This window comes from Nocardioides ultimimeridianus, from assembly GCF_054777895.1.
The window spans coordinates 94,407-109,936 of record NZ_BAAHAB010000006.1 but is presented as its reverse complement, the minus strand read 5'-3'; the positions used below and the strand labels follow the sequence as shown (position 1 = coordinate 109,936).

The window sequence follows — 15,530 nt, the reverse complement described above, 5'->3', positions numbered from 1 at the left end:
GCAACGCGACCTGGGTGGTCGCGGTCCTCGCCCGGGCCACCGGCGCCCTCGACCCGGTCGCACTGCGGGCGATCCCGCGGATGCCGGAGTCGGCGCGGCCCTCGGACACGGTACGACGCGGCGCGGCGCCGACCCTCGCGCCCGCAGCGCCGACCACGGGCGCCCCAGGCACCCCGACCCGCCCGATCCCGGGCGCCCCCACGCGGTCGGCCGGCGGCTATCCGCCCCCTCCGCCGCCGGCGTACGCTGTGCCGACCTCGGTCCCGGCCCCGGTCGCGCACCCCGAGCCGCGCCGCCGGTCGTCGCTGCTCATCGCCCTGATCGCGCTCGCCCTGGCGCTCGCCACCGCGATCGGCGTGGTGGCCGCGATCGCGGTGAACCGGCACGGCAGCCCGGCCGCGTCGACCGCGCCGAGCACGCACGCGACGACCGTCGTCACCCACACCGCCACGGCGACCGCCACCGCGACCGCCACGACGACGGTCTCGGCCGTCGCGGCCACCGGCGCCCTCCCCGACGGGGACCTGGTGATGTCCCAGAACGGCAGCCTGTACTCGGTGGACTCGGTGACGGGCGCCGAGCAGGCGCTCACCCGAGGGCCCGGCGACCTGCTGCCGACCATCTCCCCGGACCGCCGCTCGGTGATCTTCATGCACGAGGGCGCCACGCTCGCCTGGACGCCCGAGCTGCTCGACCTGGCCAGCGGCTCCACGCGCGCGCTCTTCGGCGCCGACAGCGACTGCGCCTCCGCGACGCGCCCGGGCTACAGCCTGGACGGCACCCGGATCGCGCTGTGGTGCACGGCCTCGGACCAGTCACCGCGCGGGCTCTACCTCGCGAACGCCGACGGGTCCGGCCTCGAGCGCCTCGCCGCCCCGGTGGCCGGCGCCCTGGTCAAGGGCGCCCCGACCTGGGTCTCCGCCGACGCGTTCGTCTACACCGCCATCGGCACGGCCGGCCAGGGCTACCCCGAGCACCTGGTCCGGTACGACGTGAGCACCCGCTCGACCACGGACCTGACCGACGGCTCGGCCGGCTGGGACTCGCACCCGGACTACTCCGCCGAGAGCGGCACCCTGCTCTTCCTGCGTGCGACCGGGCCGAACGCGGCGTTCAACGCCCGCCACGGCATCGACTACGGCACGGTGTGGGCGATCCAGGACGGCGGCGAGCCCTACGAGGTCGGGCCGAGCCTCACGAACGTCGGGCACCCGGCGTGGTCGCCGGACGGCACCCAGGTCGCCTTCAGCGTCATCACCGGCGGCGTCGCGCGGCTCGCCGTGGCACCGTTCGGTGACCTCGACGCCTACGCGGTCCTGCCCGAGGGCCTCGCCACCGGCGCTGACGCCCCGGCGTGGGGCAGCCGCTGACCCCGGCATGATGGGCGCGTGCGAGCGACGTACTCCTTCACGGCGGACTGGACGATCCCGGCCCCGCTGGCCGCGGTCGCGGAGACGGTCCTCGACCTCGAGCACTACCCGGAGTGGTGGCCGCAGGTGCGCGCTGTCGCGTCGCTGGGCCCGAGGACGGCACGGGTGATCTGCCGCTCGGCGCTGCCCTACGACCTCGACCTGGTGCTGGAGTCGGTGAGCCAGCAGCCCCCGGTGCTCGAGGTGGCCGTGGCCGGGGACCTCGACGGCTGGGTGCGCTGGCACCTGGCCGAGGAGCCCGGCGGCACTCGGATGCACTTCGAGCAGCAGGTCGGCGTGGGCGGGTTCCTCGCGCTGGCGTCGTACGTCGCCCGTCCGCTCCTGACCTGGAACCACCACCGCATGATGCGGGGCTGCGAGGCGGGGCTGCGAGACAGGCTCAGATCAGCGGCACGACCCGGCTGAGCAGGTCGCCCATCCGGGTGGCCGCCGCGCGGCCGGCCTCGAGCACCTCGGCGTGGTCCAGGGGCTGGTCGGAGATGCCGGCGGCGAGGTTGGTGACCAGCGAGAGCCCGAGGACCTCCATGCCGGCCTCGCGCGCCGCGATCGCCTCGAGGGTGGTGGACATGCCGACCAGGTGGCCTCCGAGGATCCCGGCCATCCGGACCTCGGCCGGGGTCTCGTAGTGCGGGCCGGGGAACTGCACGTAGACGCCCTCGTCCAGCGACGCGTCGACGGTGCGGCACAGGTCGCGCAGGCGTGAGGAGTAGAGGTCGGTGAGGTCGACGAAGTTCGCGCCCTCGATGGGGGAACGGCCGGTGAGGTTGATGTGGTCGCTGATCAGGACCGGCGTGCCCGGGGTCCAGGTCGGCTTCAGACCGCCGCAGCCGTTGGTGAGGACGATCGCGCGGCAGCCGGCCGCGGCGGCGGTGCGGACGCCGTGCACGACAGCGGCGACGCCCTTGCCCTCGTAGTAGTGGGTCCGGCTGAGGAAGACCAGCAGCCGGGTTCCTGACGGCAGCAGGATGGAGCGGAGCTTCCCGGAGTGCCCGGCGACGGCGGCACCGCTGAAGCCGGGCAGGTCGGTCACGTCGATCTCGGCTGCCGCCTCACCGAGCATGTCGGCGGCCGGCAGCCAGCCCGACCCGAGCACGAGCGCGATGTCGTGGCGAGGGGCTCCGGTCAGCTCGCCCAGGCGGGCGGCGGCTTCGCTGGCGGCGTCGTACGGCGAGGTCACGGATCGACCCTAGAGCCCCGTGGACCGGCAGGAGCGATTGCGGAGCGCGGCGACATAGTCGACAGGCGCGTCCGCGGCCTCGGCGGCGTTCGCCAGCACCCCCAGGTACGACGCCGACGGCAGCCCGCCCTCGTAGGCGTCCAGCACGTAGGTCCACGCCACGATCTCGCCGACCATCGTGGAGATGCGCACCTTGGTCTTGCGGTACAGCCCGGAGTCGGCCGACTCCCACTGGTCCAGCGAGGCGACGTCGAGCGGGCTGACGTCGTACACGGCGACGAAGACCTGCTCCAGCACGTCCGGGACGATCGTCGCGAGGGCGCCGTCCCAGCCGTGCTCCTCGCCGCCGAAGGTCAGCCGCCACCCGGTGAGCCACCCCGTGGTCTGCAGCGGGGAGTGCGGACAGCGCTCGCCCATCCGAGCGGGATCGAGGTTCGTCCCGTAGGCGGCGTAGGCGGTCACAAGTGCACAGGTTAGTGCGCTTGGCCACGCCTGCGGCGGCGCCACTACGCTGGCACCGTGACCCACTTCGATGTCCTCGTTCTCGGCGCCGGCCCTGGTGGGTACGTCGCCGCCATCCGCGCGGCCCAGCTCGGCAAGTCCGTCGCCGTCATCGAGAAGAAGTACTGGGGCGGTGTGTGCCTCAACGTCGGCTGCATCCCGTCCAAGGCACTGCTGAAGAACGCCGAGCTCGCCCACACGCTGACCCACGAGAAGGCCAAGTTCGGCATCGAGGGCGACGCCACGATGTCCTACGGCCCGACGCACGCGCGCTCCCGCCAGGTGAGCGCCGGCATCGTCAAGGGCGTCCACTTCCTGATGAAGAAGAACAAGATCACCGAGATCGACGGCTGGGGCACGCTGACCGGGCCGAAGACCGTCTCGGTCGAGCTCAACGACGGCTCCTCCGCCGAGTACACCTGCGACGACCTGATCATCGCCACCGGCGCGACGGTGCGCAGCGTCCCGGGCGTCGAGCCCAACGGCCAGAACATCGTGACCTACGAGGAGCAGATCCTCGATGACACGCCTCCGCGCAGCATCATCATCGGCGGCTCGGGTGCGATCGGTGTCGAGTTCGCCTACATCCTGACGAACTTCGGTGTGGACGTGACCATCGTCGAGTTCCTCGACCGGATGGTCCCCACCGAGGACGCCGACGTCTCCAAGGAGCTCGCGCGCCACTACAAGAAGCTCGGCGTCAAGGTGCTCACCTCGACCGCCGTCAAGGGCGTCGAGGACACCGGTTCCGGCGTCAAGGTCCGCATCGCCCCGGCCGCCGGCGGCGAGGAGCAGGTGCTGGAGGCCGACAAGTTCCTCGCGGCCTTCGGCTTCGCGCCGCGCATCGACGGCTACGGCCTCGACAAGACGGGGGTCGAGCTCACCGAGCGCGGCGCGATCGCTATCGACGAGTACTGCCGCACCAACGTCGAGGGCGTCTACGCCATCGGCGACTGCACCGGCAAGATGATGCTCGCCCACGTCGCCGAGGCGATGGGCATCGTGGCGGCCGAGACGATCGCCGGCGCCGAGACCATGCCCGTCGAGTACGACTTCGTCCCGCGCGCGACGTACTGCAACCCTCAGATCGGCTCCTTCGGCTACAGCGAGCAGCAGGCCAAGGACAAGGGGTACGACGTCAAGACGGCCACCTTCCCCTTCACCGCGAACGGCAAGGCGATGGGTCTGGGCGAGGCCGTCGGGTTCGTCAAGATCGTGGCCGACGCCGAGCACAACGAGATCATCGGCGCGCACATGATCGGCCCCGACGCCACCGAGCTGCTCCCGGTGCTGACGCTGGCCCAGAAGTGGGACCTCACCGCGGACGAGGTCGGTCGCAACGTCTTCGCCCACCCGACGCTGTCGGAGGCCGTCAAGGAGGCCATCCACGGCATCGCGGGGCACATGATCAACCTGTAGTGCCTTCCGGTCACTGACCTGCGCAAACGGTGGCTGAGAGGCCGCCGATGTACCGCTCATGTAACGCGGTCATCGGCGGCCTCGCCACTTCCGGCATCTTTCGCTGCCTTCCGAATGTTCGACATAGCGGTAGCGATCGCCTCGCGAGCTCGCTCCGCACTCGACGGCATGAGGTGGCCGTAGGTCCGCAGGGTGAAACCCACATCCGAGTGCCCGAGGTACGCCGATACCTCGACGGGAGAAGCTCCACCCGCGAGCAGAGTGGACGCGTACCAGTGCCTCAGCCCGTGCATACCCGTCTCGATCTCGCCGCCGATCTTGAGCCCGGCGCGTCGCCGGGCGGTACTCCAGGTGCGCGGGTTGAAGACCAGGCGGCTGGCAGCGGCGTCGTTCCGGTTGGTGACGATGAGGTGGACCGTGACCGGGATGCCGTCCGCGGGATCACGCCACGGCAACGTGACCGCTTTCGCGGGAAACGTGCGCAAATGCGATTCGAGTTCGTCTCGAACATCCATCGGCAGCGGGATCTCGCGCGGGGCATCGTCGTCCTTACGTGCCTTTGGCGGTGCGAACGTGAGCCGCTTGCCCACCAGCTTGACCTGCCGCCGTACCCGCACGAGGTCGTTGACCAGATCGATGTCCTCGACCGCGAGGCCGAAGATCTCGCCCTGGCGCAGGCCGAGGCCGGCGCCCAGCGTGACGGTGATCTTGTACCGGTCCTGGATGGCCGTGTGCATCTTCTCGATCCATGCGTCCGGCCACGGGATCACCTTGCGCTTCGGGGGCCGCGGCTTCTGCCTGCGAACGGACGCGTCCTTGGCCGGGTTGCTCGCGATCAGCTTGTCGTCCACGGCAGCGGTCAGGATCGATGAGACCAACCCGAAGATGTCGGCCGCGTACTTGTCCGCGACCTTCAGCGACGCGATGAGAGCACGAAGTGTGGAGCCGTTGATCTTGCGAAGCTCGACCTTGCCGATCTCCGGCTTGATGTGGAGCCGGAGCATGCGCTCGCGAATCCCGAAAGTCTGCGGGTCTTTCGACGTGTGGACGATCCAGCGATCGGCGAAGGCACCGAACGTCTCCTTACCGGCATCCAGATCGAGGTAGGTGCCACGCAGCTTGTCGGCCTCGACGGTTCTGGCGAACGCGTCGGCGTCGACCCGCTTGAGGAACGTCTTCCTGCGCTGCCGGCCGTCTGGCTCGCGGTAGTTCACGTCGTAGCGTGCGCTCTCCCGCCGCCTTCCGTCCTTCGCCTTCGTGACGACGACACGTTTGCTGATGCTGGCCATCTCAGTCCTCGTCCTGGATCGCGGCGTTCACTGTGGGCCGCTGCGGACATCGAGGTGTTGCTGGAGCCATGCGTCGACCGCGGCCGGCTCGTAGCGGAGGTGCCGACCGACGCGGTAGGCGGCGGGACCGCAGCCCTTGTGCCGCCACTGGTAGAGCGTCGCGACAGGGATCGCGAGGTACTCGGCCACCTCCTCGACCGACAGCAGGCGCGTGTGATCTCGTCGAGTGCCGGATGCGCCCGGCTTGGCGTTAGAGACGGTGGACATCGCGGTTAGCTCCTCGGTTCGATGGGCGGTGCAGGATCGCTGTGTGGAGGTCGGCGCGGCTCTCTCTGGGGGACGCGAAGCTTGGGTCGGGAGATGGCCGAAGTCGCTCTCGGAGAGTCCGGACGACGTCGAGGTCGGATGCTCGGCTGACCGGGACGAACTTCTCCCCGGTCGGGAAGATCAGGCGCCTGGTGTCGGCTCCGACCTGTGCGACCTTGATGCGTTCGACGAAGACGCCGCGGTCGATTCCGTCCTCGACGATGTCGGCAACTCGGTCGTCGATCAGGTCGAACAGCGTCTGGAAGCCAGCGAGGACCCGCGGCTCGATGATCGTGTCCGGGCTGAGCGCCCGAAGCCGTGCGGTCGCGTTCGCCGCCTCGCCGACGGCGGGGCCACCGTGACCGAGGCGACCGCCGACGTTGCGCAACTGCTGCTGGATGACGGCGTACGTCGCGCCGCGGGCGATCCACCGTGCGGCGAAGTCGCCGCTTACCCGTTCGGCGAGCGGTGCGAGGGAGTGCGAGACCTGTCGCTGGGAGTCGACGATCAAACGCAGATTCACGGCGTTGGGGAAGGACCGCAGGTGCACGAGAAGGTTGTGCTCGGCCTGGAGCACGCCAAGTACGCCGGGTCGTACCGGTCCGCGTAGGACCTTGGTGCGCGGTCGCCAGCCGGCCCGGTCGACGCTGTAGTCGGGTTGGCCCAGGCTGACGTCGAGGGCAGTCGCGAGAGCGGCCCATCCGAGGCGGCTGCGGTCAGCCAGCCTCTCCCAGCCGGGCGTGTTGGCGTATCGGTGATCGAGCATCACCAAGGCCTGGGTGACGGCCGCGACGTCGCCGACGAGTGCTTCGGCCTGAGCAGCGGTCAGGGTCGCGCCCGCGAGGCCGTTCGTGTCGTGCTCGGCCAACGCGGCGGCGCTCGCCGCACCACGCCAGAGCTCGACGACGGCGTTGTCACTGGGTCTGCTGAGCAGTTCCAGTGTGGCGTTGCCTGCGGTGGAAGCGTCGCGTGCGACGTGAAGCGCGCGAGCGAGTTCGGAGACGGCGGCCCCAGCCTCGTTCGACGCTCGGAACGGGTTCGCGGGGGCGGGTAACGCTGAGCTGAACACCAGCGGTTTCGCGGCCATCACCGCTTGGGCGCACCAGGCAAGAACGGTGTGGCGATAGCGGAGAATGAGGCGGCCGGCCGCCTCTCGTTCGGCCGGAGGCCGACTCCCGCCCGAGTCCAGGCGATATTGGACCCGATGTTGGCGGAGTAGTGCGGCCAGCTCGGTCCGCATGCGGTCGCCGGTCTCGCCGTACATCACGGCTGGTCCAGGTCGTGTGCCTCGTCGAGGCGCGCGAGGAGGAGCTCGATGTCGAGGGCGTCGAGTCCGTAGCTCCGCAGCTCCTCGACAGCAGAGGTGGCGACCGCGAACAGGACGTCGCGACTCGTCGTGAGCCCGTCGGTGCACAGCGCCGGAGACTCGTCACCGTGGAGCCGGTCGAGCTCGATGAGCAGGAGCTCATAGGCGGAGGAGGCTTCGACCGAACGCGCGTTGTCTGCCAACGCTGCGATGTACGAGCGCGCTTGGACGAGAGTCTGCGCGTGGGCCAGATCCATACCTCGCCTCCTTCCGAAGTGGTTGTCTCGACGGTGAATCAGGGGGACGTTGAAGGGCGCCGGCGTGGCCGAAGGTGTGGATCGGAGCATGCGTGCGCGGCGTATGGGGACGAAGTGGTCAGCTGACGAGCTGCTGGCGTGCCATCTCTTCGATGCGCGCGCGGCGCAGCACGTCGGCTCGCACGAACTCTTCGAAGTCAGCGACCCGGTCGCGGATCTCGACCTCGGCTGCCGAAGCCGGCGAAGGTTCCCCAGGCCAGATTGTCTGCCGCGTCGGCCGGTCCCGATCGAGCCTGGTCCCGCATTGGGCGACCCATTCGCGAAGCCGGTGCCGGGTGTCGGCGAAGTCCCGCATCCACGAGATCGGCGCAGACGGCGACGCGGTCTCGTCATAGCAGGCCAGGAAATGCGTGTGAAGTGCCGACAGCTCCCAGATCAGCTCGTCGTGTCGGTGCCAATAGGGCGGAAGGACCGCGGGCGGGAGGCCGAAGGTGTTCTTCAGCCAGGTCACGAACATGTCGAGATCGCGCCATTCGATGGCCGCGGTCGGTGCGTCGAGCAGGTTCCAGTTGATCGGCCCGGGCGGCAGTTCACGGTCGGTACCGAACGTCGCCTCGTCATCCATGACGCGGCTCCGGTTCAGAATCCGATGGCGGCGCTGGGCGGCTCCTGCGTCGGCGGAGCCGGGACGGTCGCTGGGGCGAGCCGGCGGCGCTGGACCTCGTACGCCGTCTTGTTGGCGTTGTGCCCGATCTTGCGAGCGACGAACTCTTCTCGGATCACGCTCGCCTGACCGGCGCGCTCGACCTCGAACTCGTGGACGTAACCGCTGGCGACGAAGCAGTCGCCCTTGCGGAACCTGGCGAAGGTCTCCCGGGCGGTGCTCTCGAACGCGACCATGTCATGGAAGGTCGGGTCGAGCTTGGTGAACTCGCCGTCGACCTCCTTGCGCCACTGCTCCACGCCGACGCGGAGGCGACAGCACTCCTTGCCCTTGCTGGTGAAGTGCAGTTCCGGTGCTGAGGCGACGAACCCGACCAGGCTCATCTGGGTGGGGATGGACATCGGGACTCCTGTCGTCGCGGCGGCTTCTCGGTCGGATCCGCTCTCGTAGTCAGGTGCGCGATGTGTGCCAAGACGGGAGCTTCAGCGGTCGGTCCAGGGCCGCAGCGTTGTCACGATCGGGGGTGCGCTGCGCAGCAGGGCGAGTCCGGTGCCGAAGGGCAGGGTGCGGATCTTCTCGGGAGGGAGGATCGGAACCCTTCGGGTGGAGCGCTGGACGGATCGGGAGCCGTAGTCGCCGGTGGTGGTGCTGTCGGAGCGTTCATCCCGTTCGCCGATCAAGACGGAGAGTTCTTGGAGGTCGCGGGAGGCGGAGGCCCCGCCGAGGATGACCTTGACGATGGAGGCGTCCCAGATGGCGCTGGCTGCGTGGCTGCTCCACCGGTCTCTTGCTTGGGAGAGCGACTGGAGGACGGGCATGGTGGTGATGCCGGTGCCGCCTCCTTCGGCCATCAATACGGGGAGTGAGGGGAGCGGGGCGAGGTTGCCGATCTCGTCGAGGGCCAGCAGTAGCGGCGGGTCAAGGCGTGCGCCGGGTGATGCGGCGGCGAGGTGGCGGGCGGTCTCTGCGAGGTCCTCGATGAGTGCGGCGACGAGCGACCATGACGCGCCCGCTCCCGCGCCGGTCGACAGCAGGAAGAGCGTGCCGTTGTTGGTCAGGAAGGTGCGTGGGTCGAACTCGTCTTCGGGCGTGGGGCTGACGGCGTCGAGGACGCGGGGGTCCGCGAGGCAGGAGAGGGCCTCGGCGACGGCCATCCAGATGGAGTCACGCGTGCGGGGGTCGGAGTTGATCATCGAGTCCAATGAGTCGCTCCAGCCCTTCGCGGCTTCTGGGTGGCTGGACAGGATGCCGACGGCGTCGGTTGCTGCTGCGGGGGCGAGTGACCACTCGAACAGGGTCCTGGTGGTCAGCTTCTCCAGGGCTGCGGCGTGGAGCAGGGCTTGGAGCGCTGAGCGGGTCTTGCCCTCCCAGAAGCCGCCCGATTCCACGCCGCCCGAGGACAGGCCAGTCGATGCGGCGAGGCCGTTGGCGCGGATCATCGCGGTCAGCGGGTCGTTGCAACCCCGCACGAGTGACCAGCGCCTGCCTGAGGGAAGGTTGAGTTCGGCGGCAAGCCGCTGTGGATCGAAGACGGCGACCGGACCGCGTGCCGCACGCGCGGCGAGGGTGGCGGTGATGTTGTCGGGCCGAGTCGAGGTGGTGACGACCGAGCCGGGGGCGTCGAGGATGGCGTTGATGACCAGATGCAACCCCTTGCCGGAGCGAGGCGGGCCGACGATGAGGATCGAGTCCTCCACCGATGCCCAGATCTCTTGCCCGCAGGACCGGCCGAGCAAGTAGCCGACATCGCCGGCGGAGGGGTTTGTCAGCGATGGACGCAGGGTGCGCCCGCGACGTACGAGCGCCCGCTTCGAGGCGACCGGAGTGATGTCGGCGCGCGTGGCGATCCCGACGATCCGGTGCGGATCGTGCGCGGCACGGTGTCGAACCCGTTGGACCAGGCGCCACCCGATGTGGGCGAGGCCGCCGATCACCGTCATGAGCGCAGCCACGACAGCCCAGTAGACGACGGCGGACATGCGAGGTGCGGCGAGCGCCGCACCTGGATCAGCCGGATGGACGAGGACCCGCAGCCCGGCCGCGAGGCCCGAGCGTGGCTGGGGCGCGCCGGTCAACCGCGTGGTGACGCTTCCGGCACCGCGCAGCGTCGCGGCGAGCACGAACGCGGTGCCGATGCCGATCAGCGCGACGTTGACCAGGTCGTCGTCGATGCGGCGTACGCCGCCGGTCATACCGGGGCCTCGACCGCAGCGACCTTCTGGGAGGTGAGGCCCAGCATGACCAGACTCCCGTGTGAAGCGGCCAGGACGGCCGGTGGGAGGTTGATGGAGGCACGACCGTCGGAGTCGGCTGGCTGCCGGGTGACCACATACGCGAGTGCCACTTCCTCGCCAGGGTCGAATCCGGCGCCGGCGAGCACATGCGGCCACGCCGTGGCTGTGGGTTCTTCGGCTGATGGGGCTGCGGATGCCGGAGGTGCCGGGGGAGTGGCGATGTCGGCGTACGTCGCGCCGTCTGCTTCAAGAATCTCGACCCGGACTGCCGTGTCGAGGTCGGTGGTGATCTCGTCGAGCACGGCTGGGAGATCGGCACGGCTGAGGTGGCGGTCGGTCGCATACGGCTGCCCGTCGAGGTTGATCGACACGACGCCCTCGGTGTCGATCTGCACCTGAAGGGCGCTGAGGACGACCGGGATCTTCACAGTCCGAGCACCGCCTCTGGACGCTGAAGACCATTGCTGGCCGGCCTCCTCGGGTGGCTGAGCGCCTCGCGGTCAAGTCCGGGTGGGTTGCCGTTGCCGATTTTCGGGGTGCCGAGCTTGTCCAGGACGCCGAGCGCTGTCTTACGGACGCGTTCGGCGGTTGACTGGACGACCTCGACCGGGGTCTGGCCTGGCACGCTCGCGGCCCAGGTGGAGACGTAGGGGACCGTGTAGGACGAGGTGTCGAGGCCGTGGGCGGCGCCCACCATGAGGGCGACGGACTCCGCCTCGACCTCCGCCACGCCACGATGCAGGGTCGCGTCGGCAGCGAGTTCGCCGGAGAGTCCGGTGGAGAGCTCGTTGTCTGGCGGCCGATGAAGAAGGACGTGTCCGAGCTCGTGGGCCAGTGTCTTGACCTGAGCCGCGTCGTCCATGTCGACACGGATCGAGACCTCGCGTGAACCGAAGTCGGTGATCCCGTTCGCTCCGCCGAGCGCGGCCGCGGACGACACGAGTCGCAGCTCGAACCGTGCGGCAGTGATCTGGTCGGCGAGACCGTCCCAGAGCCCCGCGGGGGCCTCGCCTCGGAGCAGTGCCGGGCGAGGGAGATCGGCGACCGGGGCGCCGGTGGTCTGGGAGATGTCCCAGACGTGGGTGGGTTTGAGGCCGATGAGTTTCGACCGCACAACCTCGCCGGGAGCCGGCTTCTCGCTGCGGCCGAGTCGGTGCCACCAAGCGGCGTCGGCCGGGTTCGGTGAGGCGAACCTGGCCGTGACGGGGGCGAGGATGCCGTACCCGCGCTGTCCTTTCTCGACGTGCCGCTCGAGGCTGAGCCACTGATGGAAGCCAGCGACGTACGTTGGCGTCGGCTCGGGCACGCGACCTTCGCCATACGCCGCTGCGTGCTGGCACCAGATCAGTATCGTGTTGTTGAAGCTCCGCGAGCGGAACCGCGCTGCGAAGGTCAGCGCTCGCTTCCAGTCCTCTCCGGAGACCAGCGCCTCCACGGCGCTGGTGAGTTGGGCGTGCAAGGCTTCGAGCTTCGCGTCACGCGCGGATGCCGCCGCGTACATTGCTACCTCCTTCGGACGATGACACCGATGAGGTACGCACCGGTGGTCCCGCGACCGACGATGGCAGGCAGATTGATCACCGGCCGGACGCGCGAGCGGAGGTGTCGAAGAGCTCAAGCTCGGCCGGGTGCATCTGGTGCTGGACGACGAACGACCGGTTCTTGATCCGCCACATCCCCTGCCCGGTTCCCAGCGTGGGTATCAGCGCCTGCTCCGTGCCGGTCAGACCGAGCGCCGCAGACGTGGGTCCGAGCTGGTCGGACTCCTGGCGGTAGACGATCCGGGTCTCGGCGTTCGCGAGCAGCGAGGACGCAAGGGCACGGATGGCGGAGCCGGAGTCTCCGACGGTGTCGAGGTCGGAGAGCTTGTGGAAGATCAACATGTTCGCGATCCCGTAGTGCCGCGCGAGGCGCCAATGGGCATCCATCCGCCGCAGCAGTGCGGGGTGGGACATGAGTCGCCAGGCCTCGTCGTACACGACCCACCGTGGTCCGCCTGCCGGGTCCATCAGCGCGGATTCCATCCACGCCGACGCGCACGTCATCAGGACCGAGATGAGAGTGGCGTTCTCGGTGACACGGGACAGGTCGAGGGAAATCATCGGCAGGCTCGGGTCGAAGTCGACGGTCGAGGGCCCGTCGAAGAGGCCGGCGAGGTCGCCGGCAACGAGGCGCCGAAGCGCGTGGCCGACGAGGCGTCCGTCTTCGGTGAGCCGCCCGTCGTGATCGTCAACGGGATCGGGTGCCAGGAGCCGGCCGACGACCATCGGGAGGACGGGTACGTCGGAGCCGCGGACCGTCCGGTCGAGAGCCAGGTCGACCGCGCTGTGCTCGAGGGGACTCAAGGGCCGGTCGAGGACGGTCTCGGCGAGGGCACCGATCAGGTCGCGGCGTCGGGCAATGACCTGGCTGGTCCACTGGGCATCGTCGAGCCCCGCAGGCCGATGCCCTTCGTCGAGCGGGTTGAGCCGGTTGGGCATGCCGTGCCCGAGCGCGATCGCTTTCCCGCCGACGGCCTCGGCGACGGCAGTGTGCTCGCCCTTGGGGTCGCCCGGAACGTAGACGCGCCGACCGAACGGGATGGACCGGGTGTAGAGGCTCTTGGCCAGCGCAGACTTCCCTGCGCCGACGATCCCCGCGAGCACGAGATTTGGCGCAGTGATCAGGCCGCGGGCGTACAGGACCCAGGGGTCGTAGACGAACGACGAGCCGGAGTAGAGGTCCTGGCCGACGAACACGCCCTCGGCTCCGAGACCGCCCTCGGCGAGGAAAGGGTAGGCGCCCGCGAGGGTGGCCGAGGTGTCCTGGTGGCGGGGCAGTTTGAACCGGCCGGGTGTACGCAACGCGGCCGGCCCGGGCTCACCCGCGCGCGGCAGAGTGATGGCGGCTCGCCGCTCGGCCGAAAGTTCCTGGGCCTTCTGCCTCGCGGCGGCCCGGCGCGCCCCGCGGTCCACAGCGATCAACGCACGGGCGGCCGCCTTGCGTATCTTTCGATCGCGGCGTCGTTCTCGCCCGGGGGAGACGAGCACACTCGAATGGAGCCGTCGCTCGCCGTACTGATCGGTCATAAGGACGGACCCGATTCTCGCCGTGCGGCTGCCAGCGGCGCGACCGGAAGGTGGACGTCGTAGGTGATCGCGGCTTCGAGCTGATGCGCCCGGTCGACGGTCGCCGCGACCTGATTGACCGTCTCTGCTGCGCGATGCAGCTCCCACGAGACCTGGTACGCCGTCGCCCGGCCGTGCTTGCCGATCGGGGCCTGGGTTCCAGTAGTGGGCATGCGGTCGTGGGTCGCGCCGAGCTGTTGCAGGACCTGTGCCATCGACGCCAGAGACGAGCTTAGGGAGCCGATGACGTCGTAGATGGCCGTCGGGTCCTGGATGCTTCTCGTCGCGTGCGCGAGTCCACGTACGGACTCGCGGACTTCGGCCGCGTCGGCGACCGGGTCGTGCAAGGTGGGCATCGTCGTCTCCTCGATGAATGAGTGCTCATCAAGGAGGTGCGCATGGTGCGACGCCGTGTTGACGGGCCGCGAAGCGCCAGCCGATCCAAACTATGGGTTTGGGCTGTCAGCAGGTCTTTCCCGCAACTTGCTTGACTGGTCACCCTCAGTGCGTGATGGTGGGGCCCGCCACCATTGCTTGGTTCCGTGTTCGTCTTGCGGACGTTCGAGAGGTCCACCTGATGCTCCGACGCTGTATTTCCCTTGTTGTCTCGATCATCGCCGCCGGCGCGTTGTTGGCGCTCATGCCGGATTCCGCATTCGCCGGTGTGACGACCACGTGTACGGCCGGCACATACCAGGGCACCGGGGAGGACCAACTTACGAACGGGCGCCTCGAGGCGTCGTTCTGTACGTACGGGGACGTAAGCGGTGCGACCATGGCTCAGGTGCATGTCCAGTACGCCAAGACGTACGGCGGACCGATCAGCCTGCGATTCGGGTGGGAGTGGACTGACGGCACGGGCCACAGCATCGGCACTCAACATTGGACAAGCGCGAGCAACCTGATCCCGATCACCGCGGGGGAAACGAAGACCCGCACATTCACCTACGCGACCCCGGGGCTCTATCCTCCTAGTGCGCAGCGCGGCGGCTGTTACCGGGGCCTGCTCTGGGCGTCGGGATACAACTACAGCACTCGCATCGTGTGTACCAACGACTAAAGTCGAACGTTGTCGGACGGCGGTCGGTACGGAAGGCGTCGGTCCGCCGAGAGCTTGGTGCGACAGGGAGTTGCTAGCTGCGATGGACGACTTTTGGCTGCACATCGAATTGGGCCTGCGGGACCAACCTCTGCTGCTCCCGGTGACCTTGGCGTGGTTCGCAACCGTCGCGTTGTTGGCCGCATGTTTAGCTGCATTGCACCGGTCGTTACGCGCACCGACGTTTCTGTATCTCTTAAGTCTGGGCACGTTCTTAGCGGTGACGCTGACGCCGACAGACGCCTCAAGTTCTGGGCACTTCTGCCAGATGGCGCTGAGCGTTCCAACCAACGAGCGAACTCCGGGGCTCCTGAATGTCGGGCTGGGTATTCTTCTGGGCGCAACTGTGGGCGCTTTGAAGGACCGGCGCGATGCCGTGCTACTGACGCTCTTGATTCCGATCCTTGCCGAGGGGTTCCAGTACTTTGTCCCTTCGCTTGGTCGCACCTGCTCCGCCGTAGACGCCGTCGCGAACGAGACCGGAATCTTCCTGGGATTCGCTGTGGTCTCCGGCACTCGCCTTATGCTCTTCGGTCTTGAGCGAGCCAGAAATTGTCGACGATCTGGCTCGACACGGCCGTCACGTTGGTGACGGTTGGTGTGCATTCGTTCCTTCGTGTTCTTTCGTTGGGCCCCTACATCCGTGCTCATTCACTTGGTTGGCACGGACATCGGTGACTAAGCAGTGCTCTCATCGTGGGCTGGACAGGATGAGAGAGGGTCGGTATGTCTATCCGGCCC

17 protein-coding genes are annotated in these 15,530 nt (G+C 68.8%); 4 read left to right on the top strand and 13 right to left on the bottom strand.

The window, feature by feature from the left end; translation table 11 throughout:
• Nucleotides 1-1,370: TolB family protein (locus tag ACYU8V_RS06865; RefSeq protein WP_460846145.1), on the top strand; the 1,370-nt coding region annotated here is incomplete at its 5' end.
• 18 nt (nucleotides 1,371-1,388) lie between these two features.
• Nucleotides 1,389-1,835, top strand: coding sequence for an SRPBCC family protein (locus ACYU8V_RS06860; RefSeq protein WP_460846143.1), 447 nt, complete (start codon nucleotides 1,389-1,391; stop codon nucleotides 1,833-1,835).
• On the opposite strand, the gene ACYU8V_RS06855 is transcribed toward ACYU8V_RS06860, so the two are convergent.
• Complete coding sequence (locus tag ACYU8V_RS06855) at nucleotides 1,810-2,607, bottom strand: purine-nucleoside phosphorylase (RefSeq protein ID WP_460846141.1); 798 nt, start codon at nucleotides 2,605-2,607, stop codon at nucleotides 1,810-1,812. The two genes, ACYU8V_RS06860 and ACYU8V_RS06855, sit on opposite strands and share 26 nt — an antisense overlap.
• Before the next feature lie 9 nt (nucleotides 2,608-2,616).
• Nucleotides 2,617-3,069 carry a gamma-glutamylcyclotransferase gene (locus ACYU8V_RS06850; protein ID WP_460846140.1) on the bottom strand — a complete coding sequence of 151 codons (453 nt, stop codon included), beginning with the start codon at nucleotides 3,067-3,069 and terminating at the stop codon, nucleotides 2,617-2,619.
• 57 nt (nucleotides 3,070-3,126) lie between these two features.
• On the opposite strand from ACYU8V_RS06850, the gene lpdA reads away from it, so the two are divergent.
• Nucleotides 3,127-4,527 carry a dihydrolipoyl dehydrogenase gene (gene lpdA, locus ACYU8V_RS06845; protein WP_460846139.1) on the top strand — a complete coding sequence of 467 codons (1,401 nt, stop codon included), beginning with the start codon at nucleotides 3,127-3,129 and terminating at the stop codon, nucleotides 4,525-4,527.
• 56 nt (nucleotides 4,528-4,583) lie between these two features.
• On the opposite strand, the gene ACYU8V_RS06840 is transcribed toward lpdA, so the two are convergent.
• The 11 genes from ACYU8V_RS06840 to ACYU8V_RS06790 all read right to left on the bottom strand — a co-directional run bounded on the left by ACYU8V_RS06840 (nucleotide 4,584) and on the right by ACYU8V_RS06790 (nucleotide 14,046).
• On the bottom strand, nucleotides 4,584-5,816 hold the full coding sequence (locus ACYU8V_RS06840; protein WP_460846138.1) for a tyrosine-type recombinase/integrase: 1,233 nt from the start codon (nucleotides 5,814-5,816) through the stop codon (nucleotides 4,584-4,586).
• A gap of 27 nt (nucleotides 5,817-5,843) precedes the next feature.
• A complete protein-coding gene (locus ACYU8V_RS06835; protein ID WP_460846137.1) occupies nucleotides 5,844-6,083 on the bottom strand; it encodes a helix-turn-helix domain-containing protein in 240 nt (79 codons plus the stop codon).
• Nucleotides 6,067-7,386, bottom strand: a complete 1,320-nt coding sequence (locus tag ACYU8V_RS06830) for a hypothetical protein (protein ID WP_460846136.1) — start codon at nucleotides 7,384-7,386, stop codon at nucleotides 6,067-6,069. The genes ACYU8V_RS06835 and ACYU8V_RS06830 overlap by 17 nt, the downstream gene beginning before the upstream one ends.
• Nucleotides 7,386-7,685, bottom strand: a complete 300-nt coding sequence (locus tag ACYU8V_RS06825; protein WP_460846135.1) for a hypothetical protein — start codon at nucleotides 7,683-7,685, stop codon at nucleotides 7,386-7,388. Before ACYU8V_RS06825 ends, ACYU8V_RS06830 begins: the two co-directional genes overlap by 1 nt.
• A 118-nt stretch (nucleotides 7,686-7,803) precedes the next feature.
• Nucleotides 7,804-8,310 (bottom strand): hypothetical protein, encoded by a 507-nt coding sequence (locus ACYU8V_RS06820; protein WP_460846134.1) that lies wholly within the window; start codon nucleotides 8,308-8,310, stop codon nucleotides 7,804-7,806.
• Between the two features lie 14 nt (nucleotides 8,311-8,324).
• The gene (locus ACYU8V_RS06815; RefSeq protein WP_460846133.1) at nucleotides 8,325-8,750 is read right to left on the bottom strand and encodes a single-stranded DNA-binding protein; all 426 of its coding nucleotides are present in this window, start codon (nucleotides 8,748-8,750) and stop codon (nucleotides 8,325-8,327) included.
• 81 nt (nucleotides 8,751-8,831) lie between these two features.
• Complete coding sequence (locus ACYU8V_RS06810; RefSeq protein WP_460846131.1) at nucleotides 8,832-10,541, bottom strand: type IV secretory system conjugative DNA transfer family protein; 1,710 nt, start codon at nucleotides 10,539-10,541, stop codon at nucleotides 8,832-8,834.
• Nucleotides 10,538-11,011 carry a hypothetical protein gene (locus ACYU8V_RS06805; protein ID WP_460846129.1) on the bottom strand — a complete coding sequence of 158 codons (474 nt, stop codon included), beginning with the start codon at nucleotides 11,009-11,011 and terminating at the stop codon, nucleotides 10,538-10,540. Before ACYU8V_RS06805 ends, ACYU8V_RS06810 begins: the two co-directional genes overlap by 4 nt.
• The gene (locus ACYU8V_RS06800; protein WP_460846128.1) at nucleotides 11,008-12,084 is read right to left on the bottom strand and encodes an ArdC-like ssDNA-binding domain-containing protein; all 1,077 of its coding nucleotides are present in this window, start codon (nucleotides 12,082-12,084) and stop codon (nucleotides 11,008-11,010) included. The genes ACYU8V_RS06805 and ACYU8V_RS06800 overlap by 4 nt, the downstream gene beginning before the upstream one ends.
• Before the next feature lie 76 nt (nucleotides 12,085-12,160).
• Nucleotides 12,161-13,651 carry an ATP-binding protein gene (locus tag ACYU8V_RS06795; protein WP_460846125.1) on the bottom strand — a complete coding sequence of 497 codons (1,491 nt, stop codon included), beginning with the start codon at nucleotides 13,649-13,651 and terminating at the stop codon, nucleotides 12,161-12,163.
• Complete coding sequence (locus ACYU8V_RS06790) at nucleotides 13,648-14,046, bottom strand: hypothetical protein (RefSeq protein ID WP_460846123.1); 399 nt, start codon at nucleotides 14,044-14,046, stop codon at nucleotides 13,648-13,650. The genes ACYU8V_RS06795 and ACYU8V_RS06790 overlap by 4 nt, the downstream gene beginning before the upstream one ends.
• Nucleotides 14,047-14,832: 786 nt before the next feature.
• Here ACYU8V_RS06790 and ACYU8V_RS06785 point away from each other — a divergent pair.
• Entirely contained in the window at nucleotides 14,833-15,381 is a 549-nt protein-coding gene (locus tag ACYU8V_RS06785; RefSeq protein ID WP_460846122.1) for a VanZ family protein, read from the top strand.
• The last annotated feature ends 149 nt before the right edge of the window (nucleotides 15,382-15,530 follow it).